Below are 21,567 nucleotides of genomic sequence, written 5' to 3'. Positions count from 1 at the left end.
TTATATACATAGAAGAATAGTTTTAAACGTAAAAAGGAATATTGTTAAAAATGTAGAATACTATTATATACTTCCTATAGTTGTTTATTCTTATAAATAAAAAGAGCTCAAGCATATAGCGGGGGCTCTTTTTACATTATATTTACCAAGTAGGACTTTTAACTCTACTTTTATTATATGTATAGAAACTTATTTTAGTTATAAATGAAGGAATATATTAACATTTATAGAATATTAATATTATATGGTTATTTCCGTAAATAACTATGTAATATGCAATTGTTCTTAAATAGTGAAAAGAGTCTACTTAATTATGGTAGGCTCTTTTGTTGTGTAACTATGCATATTGGTATATTTACAAATGTGTATATTTTGGTACAATTAAGTTATATTTACATAAGGGGGATGAAGATGAAGAAAATATTATATGTATTATTAAGTGTTGTTTTAACAGTAACATTATTTGCTGGATGTGGCTCACATCAAAAAGAACTAAACGAAAGACAAGATAAAATGATTGGAGAATTAAAAGGGAATAGTGGAGAACTAAAAGAAGTTACATCTGGGACATTCTTTAATACTTTAGCTGGAGTAGCACCAAAGTCAAAGTTATTTTATATTCTAAATAAAGATAAAAAAATACATAGAGAACAATCCTTAGTTATAGAAATGAATATAGATAAATCTAATAAAGAAACCCAAATAACTAATTTTGTTGATAAAGCAATAGAATCTTTAGACTATTTAGATGAAGGTTTAATTTCAATGAGTTATAGCAATTTGGTTTTTCTAATGTATGTAGATGGGAAATTCACAGGTAATAGTATTTCATATGTGGTAAAAGATGATAAATTAGAGAATAAAGATACTTTAATAGATAAAGAATATTCTGATGCTTTTAACAAAGCTAAATCCAATCATAAATCTACTAATAAAGATAAATAATAAAAAACTCTAGAGGAATTAACCTTTAGAGTTTTTTATTTGACGTCAAAAATACGTCAAAAATAAAATGAAAATATGAATTTAAAATAAAAAGCCTACATTATAATATACATACTAAAAACGTTGTTTTTAATGTTTGATGGAAAATATAATTTTAAATATGCAACTAGTACAAGCTTATTGAATATTATATTAATAAGCACTATTAGGAGGGGCAACTTGTGTTTTTTTTAACTTACTTATGGGATGTATTAGGAAGTGCATTATTTCTGACGGGCTACGTTACAGGAAATACTTCTTTTCCCAAACCTCTAAGTGATGAGGAAGAAAAATATTATTTGGATAGGTTAAAAAAAGGTGATGCTTTAGCAAAGGATGTATTAGTAGAAAGAAATTTAAGACTTGTGGCACACATAGTAAAAAAATATTCATATCCTGGAAAAGATATCGATGATCTAATATCTATAGGAACAGTAGGACTTATAAAAGCTATAGATTCTTTTGACAACTCTAAAGGTACTAAGCTTGCTACTTATGCAGCAAGATGTATAGAAAATGAAATATTAATGCTTATAAGAAATAATAAAAAAACTAAAGGTGAAATATACCTTCAGGATCCTATAGGCGTGGATAAAGAAGGAAATGAAATTTCTCTTATGGATATATTAAGTAGTGATGAAGACTCCATAATAGAAATAGTGTCAACAAAGATAGAAGTAAAAAAGCTATATGGTAAAATAGAAACCTGCCTTAAGGGGAGAGAAAAAAAAGTAATACAAATGAGGTATGGATTAAGAGATGGAAGACCAAGAACACAAAGGGAAATAGCTGGTATACTAAACATATCCAGGTCTTATGTTTCGCGTATAGAGAAAAAAGCACTAAAAAAGCTTTATAAAGAATTAAATTATAATAAAAATATTTAAATAAAATTATAAAGAATTAAGAATTTTATACATATGGGATGATTCTTAATTCTTTTATTTTTGGTTTTTCTTATTAATTTCATAGTATAATATATATATATAGAAGGTGTTAAATTTATATAATAGTTTTCATAGATAAAAATTATTAATTATTCATAATGTATATACATAAATAATGAATATTAAAAAATAATATTACATTTTTTATAATATATTTAATTTAGTTCAATAGGAAATTTCTGATTTTATAGAAGATTTAAATGAAAATAATATAAGTGTATTTATTACTACTATATTGTATAAGTAATTTATAATTCAATATTAAGATTATATATTCTATTGTTATAAAATATGATTAGTGTATGGACTGAAGTAGTGCAAGGAAATAGTTTAATAGGGTATAATAGTTATTATATGTGTTTATATAATAGTTTAAAGTGGTATAGTATACTGATTGCATTTATTTTAGTGTAAGGTGAAAACAGTAAATGTGTGTTTCTTATGAGTGTAGAAAAATAAATCTGCCAAGGATATAGATACAGTTTTTAGAAATCTTGTAAGAGTAAAATTTTAAAAAAGAGTAAAATTTTAAATGGTAAACACGAAAATAAAGTATATATGAGTCAATTGTAAACTTTATATAATAAGTAGAGCTGAGTAAAAACCCAAGACCTATAGAAATTTAAAAGAACTTAAAATGAATATGTGGTTTATGATTTAAACTATATTTCTAAAAATCTAAATTAATAAAATAATCTGAAGAAAAAGAACCATTTATTATAAATGGACAAAAATCTTTGCTTTTCAGGTATATATGCTATAGATTTCTGGGGGAAAACAGTATTGGAGGAGGAGAATAAATTGAAACAATTACAAGAATTATTGGAAAAAACTATTAATTTTGGTGCTTCGGATTTACATTTATCTGTGGGTGTAGAGCCAACTATAAGAATAAATGGACAGCTAAGTAAAATATTTAAGGAAAAGCTTAAACCAGAAGATACTGATAATTATGCTAGAGAAATCTTAAAAGAAGAATATGAAGATTTATTGAAAAAAGGAGAAATAGACACATCTTATTCTATATCAGGTTTAGGTAGATTTAGAGTAAGTGTATTTAAACAAAGAGGAAGTATAGCTATTTCTTTGAGAGTTGTAAGCTTAAAAACTCCTAATTTAAATGAGCTGAAATTACCAGATGTGGTAAAGGAACTTACCAATAAAAAAAGGGGTCTTATTTTAGTAACAGGTCCTACAGGTTCAGGTAAAAGTACTACTTTAGCTGCTATGATTAATGAAATTAATAATACTAGATCTAATCATATAATAACACTAGAAGATCCTATAGAATTTTTACATAAACACAATAAATGTATAATAAATCAAAGAGAAATAGGTAGAGATACTTTTAGTTATAAGAGTGCATTGAAAGCGGCATTAAGAGAGGATCCCGATGTAATACTAATAGGAGAACTTAGAGATTTAGAGGATATTTCTATTGCTTTAACAGCAGCAGAAACAGGACATTTAGTATTTTCCACACTACATACTATAGGTGGAGCTAAAACTATAGATAGGATTGTTAATGTGTTTCCACCACATCAACAAGAGCAGACAAGAATACAACTAGCTAGCGTGTTGGAAGGAATAATAAGTCAACAACTAGTTCATAAGATTAATGGTGGAAGAATAGCAGCTGTAGAAACCATGATTACCACAAATGCTATAAGAAATATGATAAGAGAAGGGAAAACCTATCAAATAGAATCATCTATACAAACCGGTGGGAAGTATGGGATGAAAACTATGGATATGTCCTTAGCAGAACTATATAAAAGAGAAATTATAAGTTATGAGGCTGCACTTAATTATTCAGTAGATAAAGATCTAATTACAAAGATAATAAATTTATAAAAATAACATAACATCAAAATGTAGAATAATAATTATGCATTTGGTAATATTAAAAAAAGGACCTATGGTCCTTTTTAAAATATCATATAATCTATCATTTTTATTGAAACTTGATTTTTAGGTCTCGTTTTTTTCTTAAATTTATTTGTAGTACCCTTATTAATATTTTTTAAATCTATAGAACTTAGTTTAATAGTATTTTTTTTCATTGTAATATCCTCCTAATAACTTAAAATTTTTTTTAAATTTAATAGTTATTAGAGAATTTACCAAAAAGATTCGTCTTTTTTATGAAGTCTTTTTAAATCTAAAAAATATATTTTTTCGTAGCGCGACATGCGCTAACTACCTCCTTTATAAACTAATATTGATGCATCAATGTCAATACTTGTTGTTTATATTTATATAATATCATATAATTTAAGTTAGTACAATTTTAGCTATATATAGTAACTATTAACTATATGCAATAATTATTTATTAATAAAAATTGTAGCTGTTTACTTATTAAATTCTCTTGTTTTCTTAATAATATAAATAATATTAAAGATTTATTAAGTAATTTATAATATTTATTTGTAATAATATATAGTAATTGACTCTTATTTATGCTAAAATATTTTTGAACCGAGGGGGGATACTATTGAATATTATAAATGAAATAGTACATTATAGCTCTAAAGCAATAACATACATAGTTTATTTTATATCCATGTATTATCTTATAATTTCTCTTTTTGGTATATACAGAAAAAAGAATAATAAGAACATTGAGGATAAAACAAGATTTGCTCTTATTGTTGCAGCACATAATGAAGAGTTAGTTATAGGTAATATAATAGAAAGTTTAAAGATGTTAGATTATGATAAAAAATTATATGATATTTTTGTAATTGCGGATAACTGTACAGATAAAACTGCTGAGATTGCAAGAAAAAGAGGAGCTATTGTACGAGAACGGTTTGACAAGAAACGAAGAGGAAAAGGGTACGCTCTAGAATGGATGTTTAGTATAATATTTAAAATGGAAAAAAAATATGATGCCATAGCGGTGTTTGATGCAGATAACTTAGTTCATAAAGATTTCTTAAAAGAAATGAACAAGAAGATGTGTAAAGGATATAAAGTAGTTCAAGGCTATTTAGATAGCAAAAATCCAGAAGATACTTGGATAACAGGAAGTTATTCTATTTCATTCTGGACCAATAATAGAATGTTTCAGCTAGCAAGGTATAACCTAGGATTGTCTAGTCAATTAGGTGGTACTGGTTTTTGTATAAATACAGATATACTAAAAGAACTTGGTTGGGGAGCTACTTGTCTTACAGAAGACTTAGAATTTTCTTGTAAAATTATATTAAACGGATATAAAGTAGGATGGGCACACGATGCTATAATATATGATGAAAAACCTTTAGTATTAGCTCAATCATGGAGACAAAGAAAAAGATGGATGCAAGGTTTTGCAGATGTATCTAGTAGATATTTTTTTAAGCTTATGAAGAAAGCTATTAAGGGATTAAATTTTACTGCTTTTGACTGTGCACTTTATACTATACAACCTGTTGTAGCTATAATGTTAGGAATATCGGCTATAATGGGAATAGTTAAATATATCATGAAGGCTGCGGATATGGTTAGTAATTTTAATAATACAGTTTATTCTGTAGATATTAACATGATAACTGTGTTAATAGTATTATTTTCGGCATTCCAGATATTATACACACCTTTAATATTGATTTTAGAAAAGAAATTTACATTTAAAGTATTGCTATATTATATAGTTTATCCTATATATGCAATAACTTGGTTTCCTATTTCAATACAAGGCATTTTGGATAAGAATAATAAGGAATGGAGTCATACAATTCATACTAGAAGTATGAATATAGACGAATTAGAAAAAGTTAACTAAAGGAAAGCGGGTCTTTCCTTTTTTTGCTTTTTTTATGATGAATTTATAGTGCTACAATTAAATAATAATTATAATAATTAATAATTTTAAAAGGAAATAGGAGTTTTTTGTTGAATATATATTTTAATGGTTACATTAAAAAGGGGTGAAAACTACATGGAGGATTACGTAATAGGAGTGGATATAGGGTCCTCAAAAGTTTGTGCAGCAGCAGGAAAATATGATAAATATGGACAGGCTAAGATATTAGGTGTTACTTTTGCTGAATGTCATGGAATGAAAAATGGAATAATAATTGATATAGATAGTACAGCAGAGTCTATTACGAACTGTATAACTAGATTAGAAAGTATAGTAGATACGAATATAAAGAATTTTTATATTTCTCTACCCGGGAGGATAGGTACAGTAATATCTAGTCAAGGTATGGTAGTAATATCCTCTGATGATAATGAAATAACAAAAAAAGATGTAAATAGAGTTAAAAGAGCTACTCAAATAATTAATATTCCCAACGATAAAGAAATAGTTGATATAATTCCTAAAGAGTATATTGTAGATGGATATAGAAATATAAAGGATCCTATAGGTATGAGTGGAAATAGGATGGAATTAGATGCGTATTTGGTATTAGCAGAAACTACTATAGTAAATAATTTGTTAAAAACAGTTCAAAAGGCAGGTTATAACATACTAGGAGTAGTATTTGCACCTATGGCAGATGCTAAAGCATCACTAAAAGAAGAGGAAATAAATCAAGGGTCAGCTCTGGTTAATATAGGAGCAGATTCTATGGATATTTCTATATATAAAGATGGCATTTTAACCAAAACTGATAATATATCTATAGGTGGTAATAGTATAACAAATGATATATCCATATGTTTAAAAATACCTTTTTCTGAAGCTGAAAAACTAAAAATAAAATATGGAGTAATAGGAAAAAATAATTTAGAATTAGATGGACAAATAAAGGTAAATATAGGTTATAATAACGATATGACAGTTAGTCTGGAAACTTTAAAAAAAGTTATAGAAGCTAGAGTAGAAGAATTATTAATATTAATAGAAAAGAAATTAAAAGAAAGTGGACAGTTTGAAGATATATCCAATATAGTTATAATAGGAGGAGGTCTTTCATTAATAAAGGGTATAGAGGAATTTGGCAAGTACATATTTAATAAAAATTTTAGAATTGGAAGTCCAGAATATGTTGGTGCTGCAAATCCTATATACGTATCTTCTGTAGGAGTAGTTAAAAGTTTAATTACTCCAATAAAAATTCAAAATGTTAATTTGAAAAATAAAGAGGCTGCGATTACTAAAGAAGATTCATCACATTATAAAGTTGAAAACGAAGGAAAAGGTGTATTGTTAAAAATAAGGGAATTTCTAACAGAATTTTTTTAATTACAGATAAGGAGGTTTTATTGTGCTAGATTTCGATGTTGATGTACAGCAATTTGCTCAAATAAAAGTTATTGGATGTGGTGGCGGAGGAAACAATGCTGTAAATAGAATGATAATAGATGGATTGAAAAATGTAGAATTCATAGCTATAAACACAGATAAACAAGCGTTAATGCTTTCACAGGCATCTCAAAAAATACAAATAGGTGATAAATTGACAAAGGGATTAGGAGCAGGCGCTAATCCTGAAATAGGAAAAAAAGCTGCGGAAGAAAGTAAAGAAGAAATTTCTCAAGCAATAAAAGGAGCCGACATGGTGTTCATAACAGCAGGTATGGGCGGAGGAACAGGTACTGGTGCAGCTCCAGTTATTGCAGAAATAGCTAAATCTATGGGTATACTTACTGTAGGGGTTGTAACAAAACCATTCCCTTTTGAAGGAAGAAAAAGGTTGCTTCATGCAGAAATGGGCATAAATACTTTAAAAGAAAGAGTAGATACTTTAGTTACAATTCCTAATGAAAGATTATTAAGTATAGTAGATAAGAAGACAAGCTTAATGGATTCTTTTAAGCTAGCAGATGATGTTTTAAGACAAGGGGTACAAGGTATATCAGACTTGATCACTATTCCAGGTCTTGTTAATCTAGATTTTGCAGATGTTAGAACAATAATGCTAGATAAAGGATTAGCTCACATGGGTGTAGGCAAAGGAACAGGAGATAATAGAGCTCAAGAAGCAGCTAAACAGGCCATATCAAGTCCTTTGTTAGAAACATCTATTGTTGGCGCTACAGGAGTACTTCTTAATATAACCGGAGGAAATGATTTAGGATTATTAGAAATAAATGAAGCAGCAGAAATTGTACAAGAAGCTGCGGATCCAGATGCTAATATTATATTTGGTGCAGTTATAGATGAAAACTTAAAAGATGAATTAAGAATAACTGTAATTGCTACAGGCTTTGAAAGTGATAGATTGGAAAATGATGCTGTAGAAAATGAACAAAATAATATATCAAAGGAATCTAGTAGAAGAGAGGATGCTGAAGATCAATCATCTACATATGAACAGCATATAGATGAGAATGATTTAGAAATACCAGCCTTTTTGAGAAGACAAAGAAAGTAATTAAAAAGTAGAGAACATTGTTCTCTACTTTTTTTATCTTAATATCATTTCTGTATTTATAATAAATAAAAATATCATCTATAAATAAATATTATATCTATAATTCTTATTTATATCTATAATTCAAAATCATCTCACTATAAAATTTATCTGTTCCTATAAATATTATAACTATCTTTATAAAAATACTTTTAAATATATTATTTTTATAAATAAAAAAAGAATATATTTAATTATAAAGTATATTGACATATTTTATACAATAAAAACATAAGATTTTTATATGAATTGACAAATTTTTGAAATATTTAATTGTATAATAGTAAATAAATGGTAGATGCTTAAGGGGGAGATATCTATTGGTGGTCTATTTAGATGTTATGATATTGGAAAATTTTATTGTGAATTTTTTCATATTATTTATAACTTCTCAAACATTAAAAGTTAATAATAAAATATTATATTTATTAATATCCTCATTTTTAGGAAGCTGTTATGTATTAGTACTTATTATACCTTCTCTAGCCTTATTTAATAAGCTTATATTTAAAATTTTAATGGCTTTCATATTAATTTTACTAGCATTTAGAAAAAAAGATTTAATATTTAATATAAAGGCCGCAGGAGTTTATATAATTTATTCTATGATTATTGCTGGTATATGTGTCTTTTTCGAGTGTGATAATATGGGAAATGAAACTTATTTGTTTATAGAAAACTTTTCTTATAAGAAGCTTATTATGTCTATGATGATTATATATATTATTGGAAATAAATTAATATGGTATATAAAAGATAGAAAGGAAATAAGAAACTTTATATATGATGTAGATATAGTGCTTCAGAAGGATCATAAAAAGGTCAAAGCTTTTTTAGATACAGGAAATGAACTTAGAGAACCAGCTACAAATTTACCTGTATTAGTGGTAGAAAAAGATGTTTTCAATAATGTGGATTTAAATTCTTATGACAAATTTTATATACCCTATAGAGTTGTAAATGGAAATTTTGGTAATCTTGAAGGGTTTAAACCTATTTATATAGATGTACATGTAGGAGATAAAAAAGAAAAAAAAGAAGTTATAATAGGGCTTTCAGAAGGTAAACTTAGTGGTATAAAAGATTATAGAGCACTTTTATCTCGAGGAATTATATAGGAGGGACTTTTATGATAAATTTAAAGGTATTATTAAACAGGATATTAATAAAATTTAAGTTATTTTTTAAAAGTGTATATTACATAGGGGGTAATGATGCTCTTCCACCACCACTGTCAAAAGAAGAAGAAGAGTATTTTGTGCAAAGACTAATAAATGGTGATGAAAAAGTTAGATCCGTTTTAATAGAAAGAAATTTAAGGCTGGTAGTTTATATAGCAAGAAAGTTTGAAAATACGGGAATATGTATAGAAGATTTAGTATCTGTGGGTACAATAGGTTTAATTAAGGCGGTAAATACTTTTAAACCAGATAAAAAAATCAAATTAGCAACTTATGCTTCAAGATGTATAGAGAATGAAATATTAATGTATTTGAGAAGAAATAGTAAAGTAAAGGCAGAAATATCATTTTATGAACCTTTAAATATCGATTGGGATGGAAATGAGTTATTGTTATCAGATATATTAGGAACAGATAATGATGAGGTCTATAATTCAATAGAAGATGAAGTAGATAAACAGTTACTGTTGTTAGCTATGAAAAAATTAAATGAAAGAGAAAAGGAAATAGTAAGACTAAGATTTGGTCTTAATGGGAAAATAGAAAAAACTCAAAAGGAAGTAGCAGATATGTTAGGAATATCTCAATCTTACATATCAAGGCTAGAAAAAAGAATAATTAAAACTTTAAAAAAAGAAATAAATAAAATGGTTTAGTTTGTCCTTAGTATAAAATTAAGTTCCTTTGGAAACAATTTAAATGCAATCATTCTGAAGGGACTGATGACTTTATGGTTATTAATAAAGTTGAAATTTGTGGAGTAAATACATCAAAATTGCCAGTATTGAAAGATAAAGAAATGAAAAAATTACTGGTAAGGATTAGGAACGGTGAAACAAAATGTAGAGAAGAATTTATTCAGGGAAATTTAAGGCTAGTATTAAGTGTAATAAAGAGATTTAACAATCGTGGGGAAAATGTAGATGATCTTTTTCAAGTAGGTTGCATAGGCCTTATAAAAGCCATAGATAATTTTGATTTAAGCCAAAATGTAAAATTCTCTACTTATGCTGTTCCAATGATAATAGGGGAAATAAGAAGATACCTAAGAGATAATAATTCTATAAGAGTTAGCAGATCTTTAAGAGACATAGCATATAAAGCTCTACAAGCTAGAGACAAATTGATAAAAGCTAATAATAAAGAACCGACTGTTTCTCAGATAGCTAAAGAGTTAGAACTACCAAGAGAAGAGGTAGTATTTGCCTTAGATGCTATACAGGATCCAGTGTCTTTATTTGAGCCCATATATCATGATGGCGGTGATGCTATATTCGTTATGGATCAGATAAGTGATACTAAAAATGTAGATGAAAATTGGATAGAGAACATATCTATAAAAGAAGCCATGAAAAAATTAAATGATAGAGAAAAACTAATACTTAATCTAAGATTTTTTGATGGAAGAACTCAAATGGAAGTAGCTGATGAAATAGGTATATCTCAAGCACAGGTATCAAGATTAGAAAAAACTGCTTTGAAACACATGAGAAAATACGTTTAGTTAAAAATATTCTTAAATTATTAATGAATATTTTTAGGCTGCTGATAAATATTGTTTATCAGTAGTCTTTTTAATTTGTAGAAATACTTTTCATAGATTATATAAATCAAACATATATTATAATATAAAAAAGCTTTAAAAGGAGGTATAGTATGGAACAATCAGAATTATATTCTATAGAAAGTTTGAAGAACATGGAGGTTATAGATTTAAACACTGGAAGTAAAATAGGTTACATAAAAGATTTGATTATAGATTGTGATTCTTATAAAATATTATCTGTAGTTCTTCCAACTGAGAAGATAGGTTTTTTTAATAAAAAAGAAGATCTAGAAATAAGCTGGGATAAAATATATAAAATAGGAACAGATGTTATACTAGTAAATGGGGATAACTATCTTATGGAAGAAAATTAAATCTTTATAATGTAATATACTTATTATCATTGAAATTCAAGTATATAGTAGAAAAAATGGAGAAAAAGTGTATAATTAATATATATAGTTAAATTTCAGTAATCTAAAGAAAAGGATGTGGATTAAATTGAAATGTCCCTACTGTGCATATGGAGAAAGTAGAGTTGTAGATTCAAGATCTACAGAGGATGGAAGTTCCATAAGAAGAAGAAGAGAATGTCTAAAATGTAATAGAAGATATACTACTTATGAAAAAATAGAAACTACGCCTATTCTTGTTATAAAAAAGAATATGAGTAGGGAATATTTTGATAGAAACAAGATAGTGGACGGTCTAATGAAAGCTTGTCAAAAAAGACCTGTGTCAAGAAAACAGATTGAACAAATAGCAGATGAAGTAGAAAGACATATAAGCAATGAAATGCTTACAGAAGTAAATACAGATAAAATAGGTGAAATAATAATGAAAAATTTAAAAAATATAGATGAAGTATCTTATGTTAGATTTGCCTCAGTGTATAGACAATTTAAAGATATAAATACTTTTATGAAAGAAATTAAGAATCTAATGGATAAAAATTAGATTGAAGTTTGAATATGTAAATTCAGATTGGTATATATTAAAAAATTAAAATAAAGATAACAGTAAAAAAAATACTTAATACTATTATGACAATAGTGTTAAGTTTTTTATTTTATATTAAAATAATTATAATTAGATATGAGTAAGTTAGTATCCTATGTTAAAATAAAGTTAAAAGTTATATGATTTTTTTTATAATATTGAAATTAATGATAATATGTTTATAGGAAGGATGATATATTTTATGAATTTTAAAAAAATTAATATTGATGAATATACATTTCTAAAGTTAAAATTTAAAAATGCTAATTTTATATTTTCAACTTCAGAAAAGAATTTAAATTTTAATAAAAATATAGATGAAGGAAAAGAAAACTTAGATAATATAAAAAAATGGTTTGCAGTAGAACAAGTGCATTATTTAAATCAAATACACAGTAATATAGTTAGAGATTATAAAGAAAAAGATAAAGAAGGAGATGCAGTAATAAGTGATAAATTTAATAATGCTGTAGGTGTTTTTACAGCAGATTGCACTCCTGTATTGTTGTACGATGAAAAGAATCAGGTAATAGCTGCAGTTCATAGTGGGTGGAGAGGAACTTATGAAAGGATAGTTATAAAGACAATAGATAACATGAAAAACAATTATAATACAAAAGTAGAAAATATTATTGCTGTCATAGGTCCTCATATAAGAGATTGCTGCTATGAAGTAAGTTATGATTTAATAAATAAGTTTAAAGAAGACAAAATATATAATGATTATAATATAAGTAATAAAAGAAATTTAAATATGGAATTATGTATATTAGCACAATTGGATAGTATAGGAATTAAAAGAGAAAATATAATGATCACAGATTTATGTACTATGTGTAATGATAATCCTAAATTTTATTCATATAGAAAACAGGGTAACATAGGAAGACAATTTTCCTTTGTATATTTAAGTAAACAGTAGGAGGCAATACTATGGCTATGGAAAAAATACTTATAGTAGACGATGAAGAACATATATGTGAATTAATAAAATTTAATTTAGAAAGTAATGGTTATAATTGCATTTGCGCTTTAAATGGAATAGATGCCTTAGATATAGTTAAAGAAGAAAATCTAGATTTAGTACTGTTAGATTTAATGTTACCGGGAATGGATGGATATGATGTTTGTAAGGAAATTAGAAAGTATAACAGCACAGCTAATATTCCTATAATAATGATTACAGCTAAAGGTGAAGAACTTGATAAAGTCCTTGGTCTAGAATTAGGAGCAGATGATTATATAACTAAGCCTTTTTCAGTTAGAGAAATGGTAGCTAGAGTAAAAGCGGTGCTTAGAAGAAAAACGACTATGAACGTAGAATCTAAGTCGTATACTTTAGGCAATATTATTGTAGATTTTGATAAGCATTCTCTCACAAAGAAAGGCAAGAAAATAGAGTTTACATTAAAAGAATTTGAATTATTAGAAGTTTTAATAAAAAATAAAGGTAAGGTTATGACAAGAGATTTTTTATTGGATACAATATGGGGATATGAATATATAGGAGAAACTAGAACTGTAGATGTCCATATAAGGCACCTAAGAAAAAAAATAGAAGATGATGATAAAAATCCTAAGTATATTGAAACTATAAGAGGAATAGGTTATAGATTTAATAATGATTTTTAAAAGGTGAAACTATGAAAAAAAAATTAACATTATCAATACTTATAATATTAATATTTACATTAACTGTAGTATCCTCACTTTTTCTAATAACCATTAATAATCAATATATAGAAAATAGTAAAAGTAGATTAAAAAATAATAATTCCCTTATACTAAAAATGATTGGAAATGAAAATCCTAAAAGTTTTGTTAGTTTTATAGAGAAGAATTATAAAGATAATGATATAAGGGTGACTTTGATAGATAACAATGGTTATGTATTAGCAGACTCTAAGGAAAACAAGTCCCAGTTAGAAAATCATAATAAAAGGGAAGAAATAATAGCTGCAAAAGAAAAAGGAGAATCCTATAGTGTAAGACACAGTGAAATAAGAAAAGTGGAAAGCATTTACTTAGCAAGTAAAATTAATAATAATTATATTATAAGAAGTGCTGTAGATATAAAAGACATAAAATTATTGGAGAAAAGTTACATTAAATATTATATTGCTATAATATTATTTTCTTTTATTTTATCTTTTTTATTCTCATCAAGAATATCCATGGCAATGATAAAACCCATAAAAAATCTTGAATTTGTAACTTCAAGAATAGCCAGAGGTGATTTTGACAGAAGAGTAATAATAAATTCAGATGATGAAATAGGTCGCCTTGGGAAAAATTTTAATTTAATGGCAGATATATTGGAAAGTAGTTTAGTAGACGTTAGAGATAAGCAAAATAGATTAGAGGCCATACTTAAAAGTATGGATAGTGGTGTTGTAGCTATAGATAAAGAATTTAAAGTTATTATGATTAATCCATATGCTAAGAAATTATTTGGAGTAAAAAGAGATATAATAGGGGAAAACCTTATGGATAATATAAGAGATTTTCAATTAGAAAGAGTATTAAAAGATAAGGAGCCAGGGTATAAAGAAATAAATATATTATGGCCTCAAAACAGAACTCTGAGAATTAAGACTACGGATATAATAAGCAAATATGATAATATAGGCACTGTAGCAGTGGTGCAAGATATAACAGATATAAAAAAGTTAGAAAATATTAGAGAACAATTTGTAGCAAATGTATCCCATGAATTAAAAACTCCATTAACATCTATAAAAGGCTTTTCAGAGACTTTAAAATATGTAGATGACAAAAAGAATAGAGATAAATTTTTACAAATAATAAATGATGAAGCTGATAGACTTACAAGATTAATAAACGATATATTAGTGTTATCTAATATAGAGAAACAAAAGCAAGAATTAATAAAGGAAGAAATAGATTTAAATGAATTAATTGAAAAAGTATATTATCTGGTAAAAAAATCTGCACAGGATAAAAACATACAAATAAATATTATAGGAGAAAGGATTCCTTTGTTAATGGGAAATAAAGATAAATATAATCAGATGATAATAAATTTAGTAGATAATGCTATTAAATACACAGAACCTAATGGTGTGGTGAATATAGGGACAAAAAAAGATAATAATAACATAATGTTTTGGGTAGAAGACACAGGTGTAGGTATTTCCAAAGAACATTTAGATAGAATATTTGAAAGATTTTATAGAGTAGATAAAGCTCGATCAAGAGCAGAAGGTGGAACAGGTTTAGGGCTAGCTATAGTAAAGCATATAGTTTTAAGTATTAATGGTAAAATAGAAATAGAAAGTGAACCTAAAAAGGGTACTAAATTTACGGTGAGAATACCTTTAAAAGCATTATAAATTGAAATAAAAATGTAAAAAAAGAGGTTTTTGATACATATATCAAAAGCTTCTTTTTTATTTATAAGTAAAAATTGTATAAGTCAAGAGCAAAAAGCAAAAGTTAATGTTAAATTTAATTAACGTTATTATAATAATGGCTTAACTTAGATAGTTTAAAATATAAAATGTAATAATTAAGAATTATAAAGCAAAAGATCTTAAATGGAGGTTTTTATTTATGAAAAGAAAAGGAATTAAGTTTATAATATCAGCTTTAGTAATTACTATGAGTTTAGGATTACTAGTAGGATGCGGCAATAAACAAGAAAATAAAGAACAGGATAAAAAAGAATTAAGTGGTAATATAACATCTTTAGGGTCCTCCGCTCTTCAGCCTTTAGTGGAACAAGGATCTAAGCAATTTATGCAGAAAAATCCAGATGCCACTATAAATGTTCAAGGAGGAGGAAGTGGAGCTGGAATAAACCAAGTAGTTTCAGGTTCTGTGGAAATAGGAAATTCTGATGTAACGGCAGAGTCAAAATTAAAAGATAAAAATCAGATTGCATCTTTAGTAGATCATAAAGTTTGTGCTATAGGATTTGGAATGATAGTAAATAAAGATGTTCAGGTAGATTCGTTAACAAAACAGCAAATACAAAAAATATTTACAGGAGAAATTACTAATTGGAAAGATGTAGGCGGTAAAGATGAGAAAATAAATGTAATAAATAGATCTAAATCGTCAGGAACAAGAGCTACCTTTAAAGATACAATAATGGATGGTAAGGACGAAAAAGAAGGTCTAGGGACAACTCAAGATTCTAGTGGTAGTGTTGTAAAGGCTATAAGCGAAACAAAAGGAAGTATAAGTTATGTAGCTTTTTCACATCTTAATGATGAGGTGAAACCTCTAAAAATAAATGGTATAGAACCAACTAAAGAAAACATAGTAGCTAAAAAATATTCATTTTGGTCCTATGAACATATGTATACAAAAGGACAACCAACAGGATTAACAAAAGCTTTCATAGATTATATGATGAGTAATGAAGCAAAGCCACTAATAGAAAAATTAAAATATATACCAGCGGGTGATATTAAATAATATTTAGAATTTAATAAAGTATTAATATTTAAATAAAGTTTTATGGTGCTAATGGTTTATAAATTAATCCAATTATTTATAAACAAGATTTTAAAATAGGGAACTAAGCATTTCAATGGGGCTTATACAAGATTTATAGCCCCATTGAAAATAATTATTAGAGGAAGATGATTTATGAATATAACTAAAAGAAGTATTTATAATAAAGGGCTATCCAAAAGAAATTTTTTAAAAAATTTTAGAAATGAATACATAGGAAGAGGTTTATCAACTGTATGCGGAATGTTAATAGTTTTTTTAACTCTTTCCATAATATTTTTTGTAGCATTAAAAGGTATATCAATATTTTCAAAGGGATATTCTTTAAAAGAGTTTTTATTTTCTACTAATTGGAGTCCAGATAGTGATATCCCTAAATTTGGAGCACTAAACTTTATAACAGGATCCATTTTTGTATCTATAGGGGCAGTAATATTAAGTGCTCCAATAAGTATAGCATTAGCTATATTTATAAATTATATATCCCCTAAATTAGGAGAAAAAGTTTTAAAGCCTGCTTTGGAATTATTTGTAGGCATTCCTTCAGTAGTATATGGATGGTTGGGAATAAGCATATTATTACCAATTATAAAAAAATTTTTTGGAGGAACAGGTTTTAGTATTTTAGCAGGAATAGTAGTTTTAAGTATAATGATATTGCCAACTATAGCTAGTATTGCTGTAGATGCAATAAAGGTAATTCCTAAATCTTATTTACAAGCTTCATACGGACTAGGAGCAACTAGATGGCAAACTATAAGTAAAGTTATAGTACCATCAGCTAAAAATGGAATATTAACAGGTATTATATTAGGTCTTGCAAGAGCTTTTGGTGAAGCTTTGGCTGTTCAAATGGTAATAGGAAATTCTGTTAAATTTCCTAATAAGTTATTAAATCCTGCCTCTACAATAACAGGCGTCATTACTATGGATATGTCAAATACTATACCAGGAACCACATGGAATGATGCACTTTGGGCATTGGCATTTTTGCTTCTAATAATGTCTTTCTTATTTATAATAGTAATTAGAATTATAGGTAGAAGGAGGGAAGATTAATGAATTCTAAATTAATAGATAAAATTTGGACCACTATATTGTATATTATTTCAGCAGCAGTTGTCTTATTATTATTAGTACTTATAGGGTATATATTAATAAAAGGATTAGGTACAATAAATTTAGAATTTTTATTTTCTGATCCTAAAATAGGGGAGGCAGGAGGAGGAATCGGTCCTCAGTTATTTAATTCTTTTTACATGCTTTTAGTATCTTTAGTAATTACAGTACCTATAGGAATAGGGGCTGGAATATATCTTGCAGAGTATGCTAAAGAAGGATTCTTTTTAAACGTGGTTAGAGTATCTATAGAGACTATGGCTTCTTTACCATCTATAGTAGTAGGGCTATTTGGATTCTTAGTTTTTGTAAAAATGACTAATTGGGGCTTTACTCTTTTATCAGGAGCTCTAGCCATATCAATATTAAATTTACCATCTCTAACTAGAGTAAGTGAAAATGCAATAAAGTCAGCTTCAAAAGGAATAAAGGAAGCCAGTTTAGGTTTAGGAGCTACAAGATTTCAGACTATAAAAAGAGTAATACTTCCGTCTGCTATTCCTCAAATTTTAACAGGAATAATATTAGCAGCAGGAAGAATATTTGGAGAAGCAGCGGCACTTTTATATACAGCAGGAATGAGTGCACCTAGTTTGAAATTTTCAGCTAATGTAACATCCAAAGCTTTCCCACTTAATTTAATGAGACCAGCAGAAACATTAGCAGTTTATATATGGAAAGTAAACTCAGAAGCTATGATACCAGATGCTACTAAGATAGCCAATGGAACTTCTGCAGTTTTGATCATAATGGTTTTAGTATTTAATATATTAGCTAGAATAATAGGTAAAAAAATACACAAAATGTATACAGGGGACAATTAAGGAGGGAAAAGCATGACAATTATTAAAACGGAAAATTTAAACTTATATTATGGTAATGTGAAAGCTCTAAAAAATATAAATATGAATATAGAAAAAAACAGAGTTACTGCTTTAATAGGGCCTTCAGGATGTGGAAAATCTACATTTTTAAGAACTATAAATAGAATGAATGATTTGATAGACTCTGTAAAAATAGAGGGAACAGTATATTACGAAGGAAAAGATATATATAAAGATTATGATGTAATAGATCTTAGAAAAAAAATAGGAATGGTGTTTCAGAATCCTAATCCATTTCCTATGTCAATATATGATAATATAGCTTATGGGCCTAGAATTCATGGAATAAAATCTAAAGATAGGCTAGATGAAATAATAGAAAAAAGCTTAAAAGGAGCAGCACTATGGGAAGAAGTAAAAGATAGGCTTAAAAAGAATGCTTTAGGTTTATCAGGAGGGCAGCAGCAAAGACTTTGTATAGCCAGAACATTGGCAGTAGAACCAGAAATATTGTTAATGGATGAGCCAACTTCAGCATTAGATCCTATATCAACCCTTAAAGTAGAAGAACTTATGGATGAACTTAAAGATAAATATACTGTTATAATAGTAACACATAATATGCAACAAGCAGGAAGAATATCTGATAATACAGCATTTTTCTTAAATGGAGAAGTAATAGAAGTAGGAGAAACTAAGGAATTGTTTTATAAACCTAAAGATAAAAGAACAGAAGATTATATAACAGGAAGGTTTGGTTAGATTTAATTAATGAAAGGGGACGAATGTATTGAGAAAGGCATTTGATAAAGAACTTCTAACGCTTCACAATAGTATATTAAGAATGGGGAGCATTGTAGAAAAACAAATAAATACTTGCATCCAAGCATTAGTAAAAAAAGATGACAAGTTAGCTGAAGAAGTCATAAAAAATGATGATCTAGTAGATGATTTAGAAAAAAGTATAGAAGATGAATGCATAGTTCTTATAGCAAAAGAACAACCGCTAGCTACAGATCTAAGAAAAATATTTACTACACTAAAAATTATTACAGATTTAGAAAGAATGGCAGATCATGCAGTGGATATAGCTAAAATAGCAAAAAAAATAAAAGATGAAGAATATGTTAAGCCCCTAATCAAGATACCTAAGATGGCAGATTTAGTGCAAAATATGATAAAAGAGTCCTTAGATTCTTATGTGAATGAAAACAAAGAAGGTGCTTATAAAGCCTGTGCTTTAGACAATGAAATAGATAATATTTATAAAATAGCCTTCAAAGAATCTATAGACACTATGATAGAAAATAAAGAAAGTATAAACCAACTTACTCAATTTTTATTTGTATGTAAATATTTAGAGAGAATAGCAGACCATGCTACTAATATATGTGAGTGGACTATCTATTTAATAACTGGAGAACACATAGATATGAATGAATAAAATTCTAAGTGATATAAAAAATATTAAAAAGAGCAAAATATGGTTAATCTATCAGATTAAGATTATTTAAACATACTTCATAATACTTCTAAGGTTTATAAAAGCATGTATTTCAGATATTAAGTTTTTATAAATCTTAGAAGTTTTTTATCTATTAGTATTGCATATCTATAATATTTTTAAAAATAAAAAATAATATTATAAATAGTATTGTATACTTTATCATTTTAATGATATAAATATTAATGGGATTAAAGTATCATTTATTTTATTTTTTGGTTGTAAATTGACTAAATTACTATATTAATGTAATATAATGTAATGATAAATATAAAATTTGGAGTTGAAAAAATGAAAAAGGAAATACTAAAGGTAGAAAGAGGTAGTATAGCAGAAGAACTTGAAATAGAAAAAGGAGATTTTTTAATTTCTATAAATGATAAGCCTGTTAAAGATATAATAGATTATAAATTTTTAATTTGCGACGAATATTTAGAAGTTAATATAGAAAAAAACAATGGTGAAATTTGGGAGCTTGAAATAGAAAAAGACTATGATGAAGATTTAGGAATAGAATTTAAAGAGGCTATACTTGATATACCTCAAAGATGCCATAATAATTGTTTGTTTTGTTTTATAGATCAACTACCAAAGGGTATGAGAAAAACTCTTTATTTTAAAGATGATGACTCAAGATTATCTTTTCTTCAAGGTAATTTTCTTACTCTTACAAATATGAAAGAAGAAGATATAGATAGAATAATAGATTATAAAATAAGTCCTATAAACATATCGGTACATACTACAAATCCAGAGTTGAGAGTTAAACTTTTAAATAATAGATTTGCAGGAAACATATATGAAAGAATGAAAAAGTTAGCTCAAGGCGGGATAAAAATGAATTGCCAAGTAGTATTATGTCCCGGGCTAAATAATGGAGAAGAACTAATAAGAACCATAAAGAATTTATATGCTCTTTATCCACAAGTAGAAAATTTAGCTGTAGTTCCTATTGGAGTTACAAAATTTAGAGAAGATTTATATGAATTTGAACTCTTTAATAAAGTAACTGCTAATAAGGAATTGGATATGGTAGAAAAATGTCAGGATAAATTTGTAAAAGAAATAGGAAAGCCTTTTGTAAGATTATCTGATGAATTTTATGTTATAGCAGAAAGAGAAATACCAGCAGAAGAATTTTATGATAAATTTCATCAATTAGAAGATGGTGTAGGTGTTATAAGGATATTTAGAAATAATATAAGAGATAATTTAAAACAACTTTCACCCATATGTAAAGGAAGTTTTTCAATTATAACAGGACAATCTGCATATAAAGAAATATTGGAAGCTAGTACAATAATAAGTAATCATAATAATTATATAAATATAGAAGTTATAAAAATAGACAATAATTTTTTTGGAAAGACCATTACTGTAGCTGGACTTATAACAGCTAAGGATATAATAGAACAAACTAAGGAGAAAAATTTAGGAAAGTATGTTATAATTCCAGATGTAATGCTTAGAAAAGGATATGAATTAGCTGATATATCAGAGCAAGTTTTCTTAGATGACGTAACACTAAAAGAATTAAGCAAGAGTTTAAAAAGAGAAATTTTAGTATGTGATTATACAGGAGAAGACTTAATAGATATAATAAACAAATATAGCAAGGAGGAATAAAA

The 21,567-nt window shown here is 26.8% G+C and carries 21 protein-coding genes; 20 read left to right on the top strand and 1 reads right to left on the bottom strand.

What is annotated here, in order from left to right:
* The first annotated feature begins 411 nt into the window (after positions 1-411).
* The 3 genes from NGI68_RS04925 (at position 412) to NGI68_RS04915 (ending at position 3,785) form a co-directional block, all read left to right on the top strand.
* Positions 412-945, top strand: coding sequence for a hypothetical protein (locus NGI68_RS04925; RefSeq protein ID WP_251860376.1), 534 nt, complete (start codon positions 412-414; stop codon positions 943-945).
* A gap of 221 nt (positions 946-1,166) precedes the next feature.
* Positions 1,167-1,871 carry an RNA polymerase sporulation sigma factor SigK gene (gene sigK / locus NGI68_RS04920; protein WP_251860375.1) on the top strand — a complete coding sequence of 235 codons (705 nt, stop codon included), beginning with the start codon at positions 1,167-1,169 and terminating at the stop codon, positions 1,869-1,871.
* An 861-nt stretch (positions 1,872-2,732) separates the two neighbouring features.
* Positions 2,733-3,785 (top strand): type IV pilus twitching motility protein PilT, encoded by a 1,053-nt coding sequence (locus NGI68_RS04915; RefSeq protein ID WP_251860374.1) that lies wholly within the window; start codon positions 2,733-2,735, stop codon positions 3,783-3,785.
* A 74-nt stretch (positions 3,786-3,859) separates the two neighbouring features.
* On the opposite strand, the gene NGI68_RS16925 is transcribed toward NGI68_RS04915, so the two are convergent.
* Entirely contained in the window at positions 3,860-3,994 is a 135-nt protein-coding gene (locus NGI68_RS16925; protein ID WP_286010081.1) for a hypothetical protein, read from the bottom strand.
* 434 nt (positions 3,995-4,428) lie between these two features.
* Between NGI68_RS16925 and NGI68_RS04910 the strand changes: the two genes are divergently transcribed.
* The 17 genes from NGI68_RS04910 to NGI68_RS04830 all read left to right on the top strand — a co-directional run bounded on the left by NGI68_RS04910 (position 4,429) and on the right by NGI68_RS04830 (position 21,565).
* The gene (locus tag NGI68_RS04910) at positions 4,429-5,703 is read left to right on the top strand and encodes a glycosyltransferase family 2 protein (protein ID WP_251860373.1); all 1,275 of its coding nucleotides are present in this window, start codon (positions 4,429-4,431) and stop codon (positions 5,701-5,703) included.
* A 156-nt stretch (positions 5,704-5,859) separates the two neighbouring features.
* Positions 5,860-7,113 carry a cell division protein FtsA gene (gene ftsA, locus NGI68_RS04905; RefSeq protein WP_251860372.1) on the top strand — a complete coding sequence of 418 codons (1,254 nt, stop codon included), beginning with the start codon at positions 5,860-5,862 and terminating at the stop codon, positions 7,111-7,113.
* Positions 7,114-7,135: 22 nt separating this feature from the next.
* Positions 7,136-8,245, top strand: a complete 1,110-nt coding sequence (gene ftsZ, locus NGI68_RS04900) for a cell division protein FtsZ (RefSeq protein ID WP_251860371.1) — start codon at positions 7,136-7,138, stop codon at positions 8,243-8,245.
* Between the two features lie 359 nt (positions 8,246-8,604).
* Positions 8,605-9,402: a sigma-E processing peptidase SpoIIGA gene (spoIIGA, locus tag NGI68_RS04895; RefSeq protein ID WP_251860370.1), complete on the top strand. Its 798-nt coding sequence runs from the start codon at positions 8,605-8,607 to the stop codon at positions 9,400-9,402.
* An 11-nt stretch (positions 9,403-9,413) separates the two neighbouring features.
* The gene (gene sigE, locus NGI68_RS04890) at positions 9,414-10,121 is read left to right on the top strand and encodes an RNA polymerase sporulation sigma factor SigE (protein ID WP_251860369.1); all 708 of its coding nucleotides are present in this window, start codon (positions 9,414-9,416) and stop codon (positions 10,119-10,121) included.
* Positions 10,122-10,195: 74 nt separating this feature from the next.
* On the top strand, positions 10,196-10,969 hold the full coding sequence (sigG, locus tag NGI68_RS04885; protein WP_251860368.1) for an RNA polymerase sporulation sigma factor SigG: 774 nt from the start codon (positions 10,196-10,198) through the stop codon (positions 10,967-10,969).
* 152 nt (positions 10,970-11,121) lie between these two features.
* Positions 11,122-11,385 carry a YlmC/YmxH family sporulation protein gene (locus NGI68_RS04880; RefSeq protein ID WP_251860367.1) on the top strand — a complete coding sequence of 88 codons (264 nt, stop codon included), beginning with the start codon at positions 11,122-11,124 and terminating at the stop codon, positions 11,383-11,385.
* A gap of 127 nt (positions 11,386-11,512) precedes the next feature.
* On the top strand, positions 11,513-11,968 hold the full coding sequence (nrdR, locus tag NGI68_RS04875) for a transcriptional regulator NrdR (RefSeq protein WP_251860366.1): 456 nt from the start codon (positions 11,513-11,515) through the stop codon (positions 11,966-11,968).
* Positions 11,969-12,212: 244 nt separating this feature from the next.
* Positions 12,213-12,932: a peptidoglycan editing factor PgeF gene (gene pgeF, locus NGI68_RS04870; protein WP_251860365.1), complete on the top strand. Its 720-nt coding sequence runs from the start codon at positions 12,213-12,215 to the stop codon at positions 12,930-12,932.
* An 11-nt stretch (positions 12,933-12,943) separates the two neighbouring features.
* Positions 12,944-13,642: a response regulator transcription factor gene (locus NGI68_RS04865; protein WP_251860364.1), complete on the top strand. Its 699-nt coding sequence runs from the start codon at positions 12,944-12,946 to the stop codon at positions 13,640-13,642.
* A gap of 11 nt (positions 13,643-13,653) precedes the next feature.
* Complete coding sequence (gene pnpS, locus NGI68_RS04860; protein WP_251860363.1) at positions 13,654-15,363, top strand: two-component system histidine kinase PnpS; 1,710 nt, start codon at positions 13,654-13,656, stop codon at positions 15,361-15,363.
* Positions 15,364-15,583: 220 nt separating this feature from the next.
* The gene (locus tag NGI68_RS04855; RefSeq protein ID WP_251860362.1) at positions 15,584-16,453 is read left to right on the top strand and encodes a phosphate ABC transporter substrate-binding protein; all 870 of its coding nucleotides are present in this window, start codon (positions 15,584-15,586) and stop codon (positions 16,451-16,453) included.
* Between the two features lie 174 nt (positions 16,454-16,627).
* Positions 16,628-17,551, top strand: a complete 924-nt coding sequence (gene pstC, locus NGI68_RS04850) for a phosphate ABC transporter permease subunit PstC (protein ID WP_251860361.1) — start codon at positions 16,628-16,630, stop codon at positions 17,549-17,551.
* Complete coding sequence (pstA, locus tag NGI68_RS04845) at positions 17,551-18,435, top strand: phosphate ABC transporter permease PstA (protein WP_251860360.1); 885 nt, start codon at positions 17,551-17,553, stop codon at positions 18,433-18,435. The genes pstC and pstA overlap by 1 nt, the downstream gene beginning before the upstream one ends.
* 12 nt (positions 18,436-18,447) lie before the next feature.
* Positions 18,448-19,197, top strand: a complete 750-nt coding sequence (gene pstB / locus NGI68_RS04840) for a phosphate ABC transporter ATP-binding protein PstB (protein ID WP_251860359.1) — start codon at positions 18,448-18,450, stop codon at positions 19,195-19,197.
* A 28-nt stretch (positions 19,198-19,225) separates the two neighbouring features.
* Positions 19,226-19,879: a phosphate signaling complex protein PhoU gene (gene phoU, locus NGI68_RS04835; RefSeq protein WP_251860358.1), complete on the top strand. Its 654-nt coding sequence runs from the start codon at positions 19,226-19,228 to the stop codon at positions 19,877-19,879.
* Positions 19,880-20,230: 351 nt separating this feature from the next.
* Positions 20,231-21,565: a DUF512 domain-containing protein gene (locus NGI68_RS04830; protein WP_251860357.1), complete on the top strand. Its 1,335-nt coding sequence runs from the start codon at positions 20,231-20,233 to the stop codon at positions 21,563-21,565.
* Positions 21,566-21,567: the final 2 nt, after the last annotated feature.

The organism is Clostridium sp. Marseille-Q2269 (genome assembly GCF_943736985.1).
Lineage (GTDB): Bacteria > Bacillota > Clostridia > Clostridiales > Clostridiaceae > Clostridium_F.
The sequence above is the reverse complement of the archived record's forward strand: the minus strand, read 5'-3'. Positions and strand labels throughout refer to the sequence as shown.

What these genes read in the sequence shown, in the direction of transcription:
- NGI68_RS04925 (WP_251860376.1), top strand. Translation starts at nt 412, where the DNA reads ATGAAGAAAATATTATATGTATTATTAAGTGTTGTTTTAACAGTAACA.
- NGI68_RS16925 (WP_286010081.1), bottom strand. Translation starts at nt 3,994, where the DNA reads ATGAAAAAAAATACTATTAAACTAAGTTCTATAGATTTAAAAAATATT.
- ftsA (WP_251860372.1), top strand. Translation starts at nt 5,860, where the DNA reads ATGGAGGATTACGTAATAGGAGTGGATATAGGGTCCTCAAAAGTTTGT.
- sigE (WP_251860369.1), top strand. Translation starts at nt 9,414, where the DNA reads ATGATAAATTTAAAGGTATTATTAAACAGGATATTAATAAAATTTAAG.
- sigG (WP_251860368.1), top strand. Translation starts at nt 10,196, where the DNA reads ATGGTTATTAATAAAGTTGAAATTTGTGGAGTAAATACATCAAAATTG.
- NGI68_RS04880 (WP_251860367.1), top strand. Translation starts at nt 11,122, where the DNA reads ATGGAACAATCAGAATTATATTCTATAGAAAGTTTGAAGAACATGGAG.
- pgeF (WP_251860365.1), top strand. Translation starts at nt 12,213, where the DNA reads ATGAATTTTAAAAAAATTAATATTGATGAATATACATTTCTAAAGTTA.
- NGI68_RS04865 (WP_251860364.1), top strand. Translation starts at nt 12,944, where the DNA reads ATGGCTATGGAAAAAATACTTATAGTAGACGATGAAGAACATATATGT.
- pnpS (WP_251860363.1), top strand. Translation starts at nt 13,654, where the DNA reads ATGAAAAAAAAATTAACATTATCAATACTTATAATATTAATATTTACA.
- NGI68_RS04855 (WP_251860362.1), top strand. Translation starts at nt 15,584, where the DNA reads ATGAAAAGAAAAGGAATTAAGTTTATAATATCAGCTTTAGTAATTACT.
- pstC (WP_251860361.1), top strand. Translation starts at nt 16,628, where the DNA reads ATGAATATAACTAAAAGAAGTATTTATAATAAAGGGCTATCCAAAAGA.
- pstA (WP_251860360.1), top strand. Translation starts at nt 17,551, where the DNA reads ATGAATTCTAAATTAATAGATAAAATTTGGACCACTATATTGTATATT.
- pstB (WP_251860359.1), top strand. Translation starts at nt 18,448, where the DNA reads ATGACAATTATTAAAACGGAAAATTTAAACTTATATTATGGTAATGTG.
- NGI68_RS04830 (WP_251860357.1), top strand. Translation starts at nt 20,231, where the DNA reads ATGAAAAAGGAAATACTAAAGGTAGAAAGAGGTAGTATAGCAGAAGAA.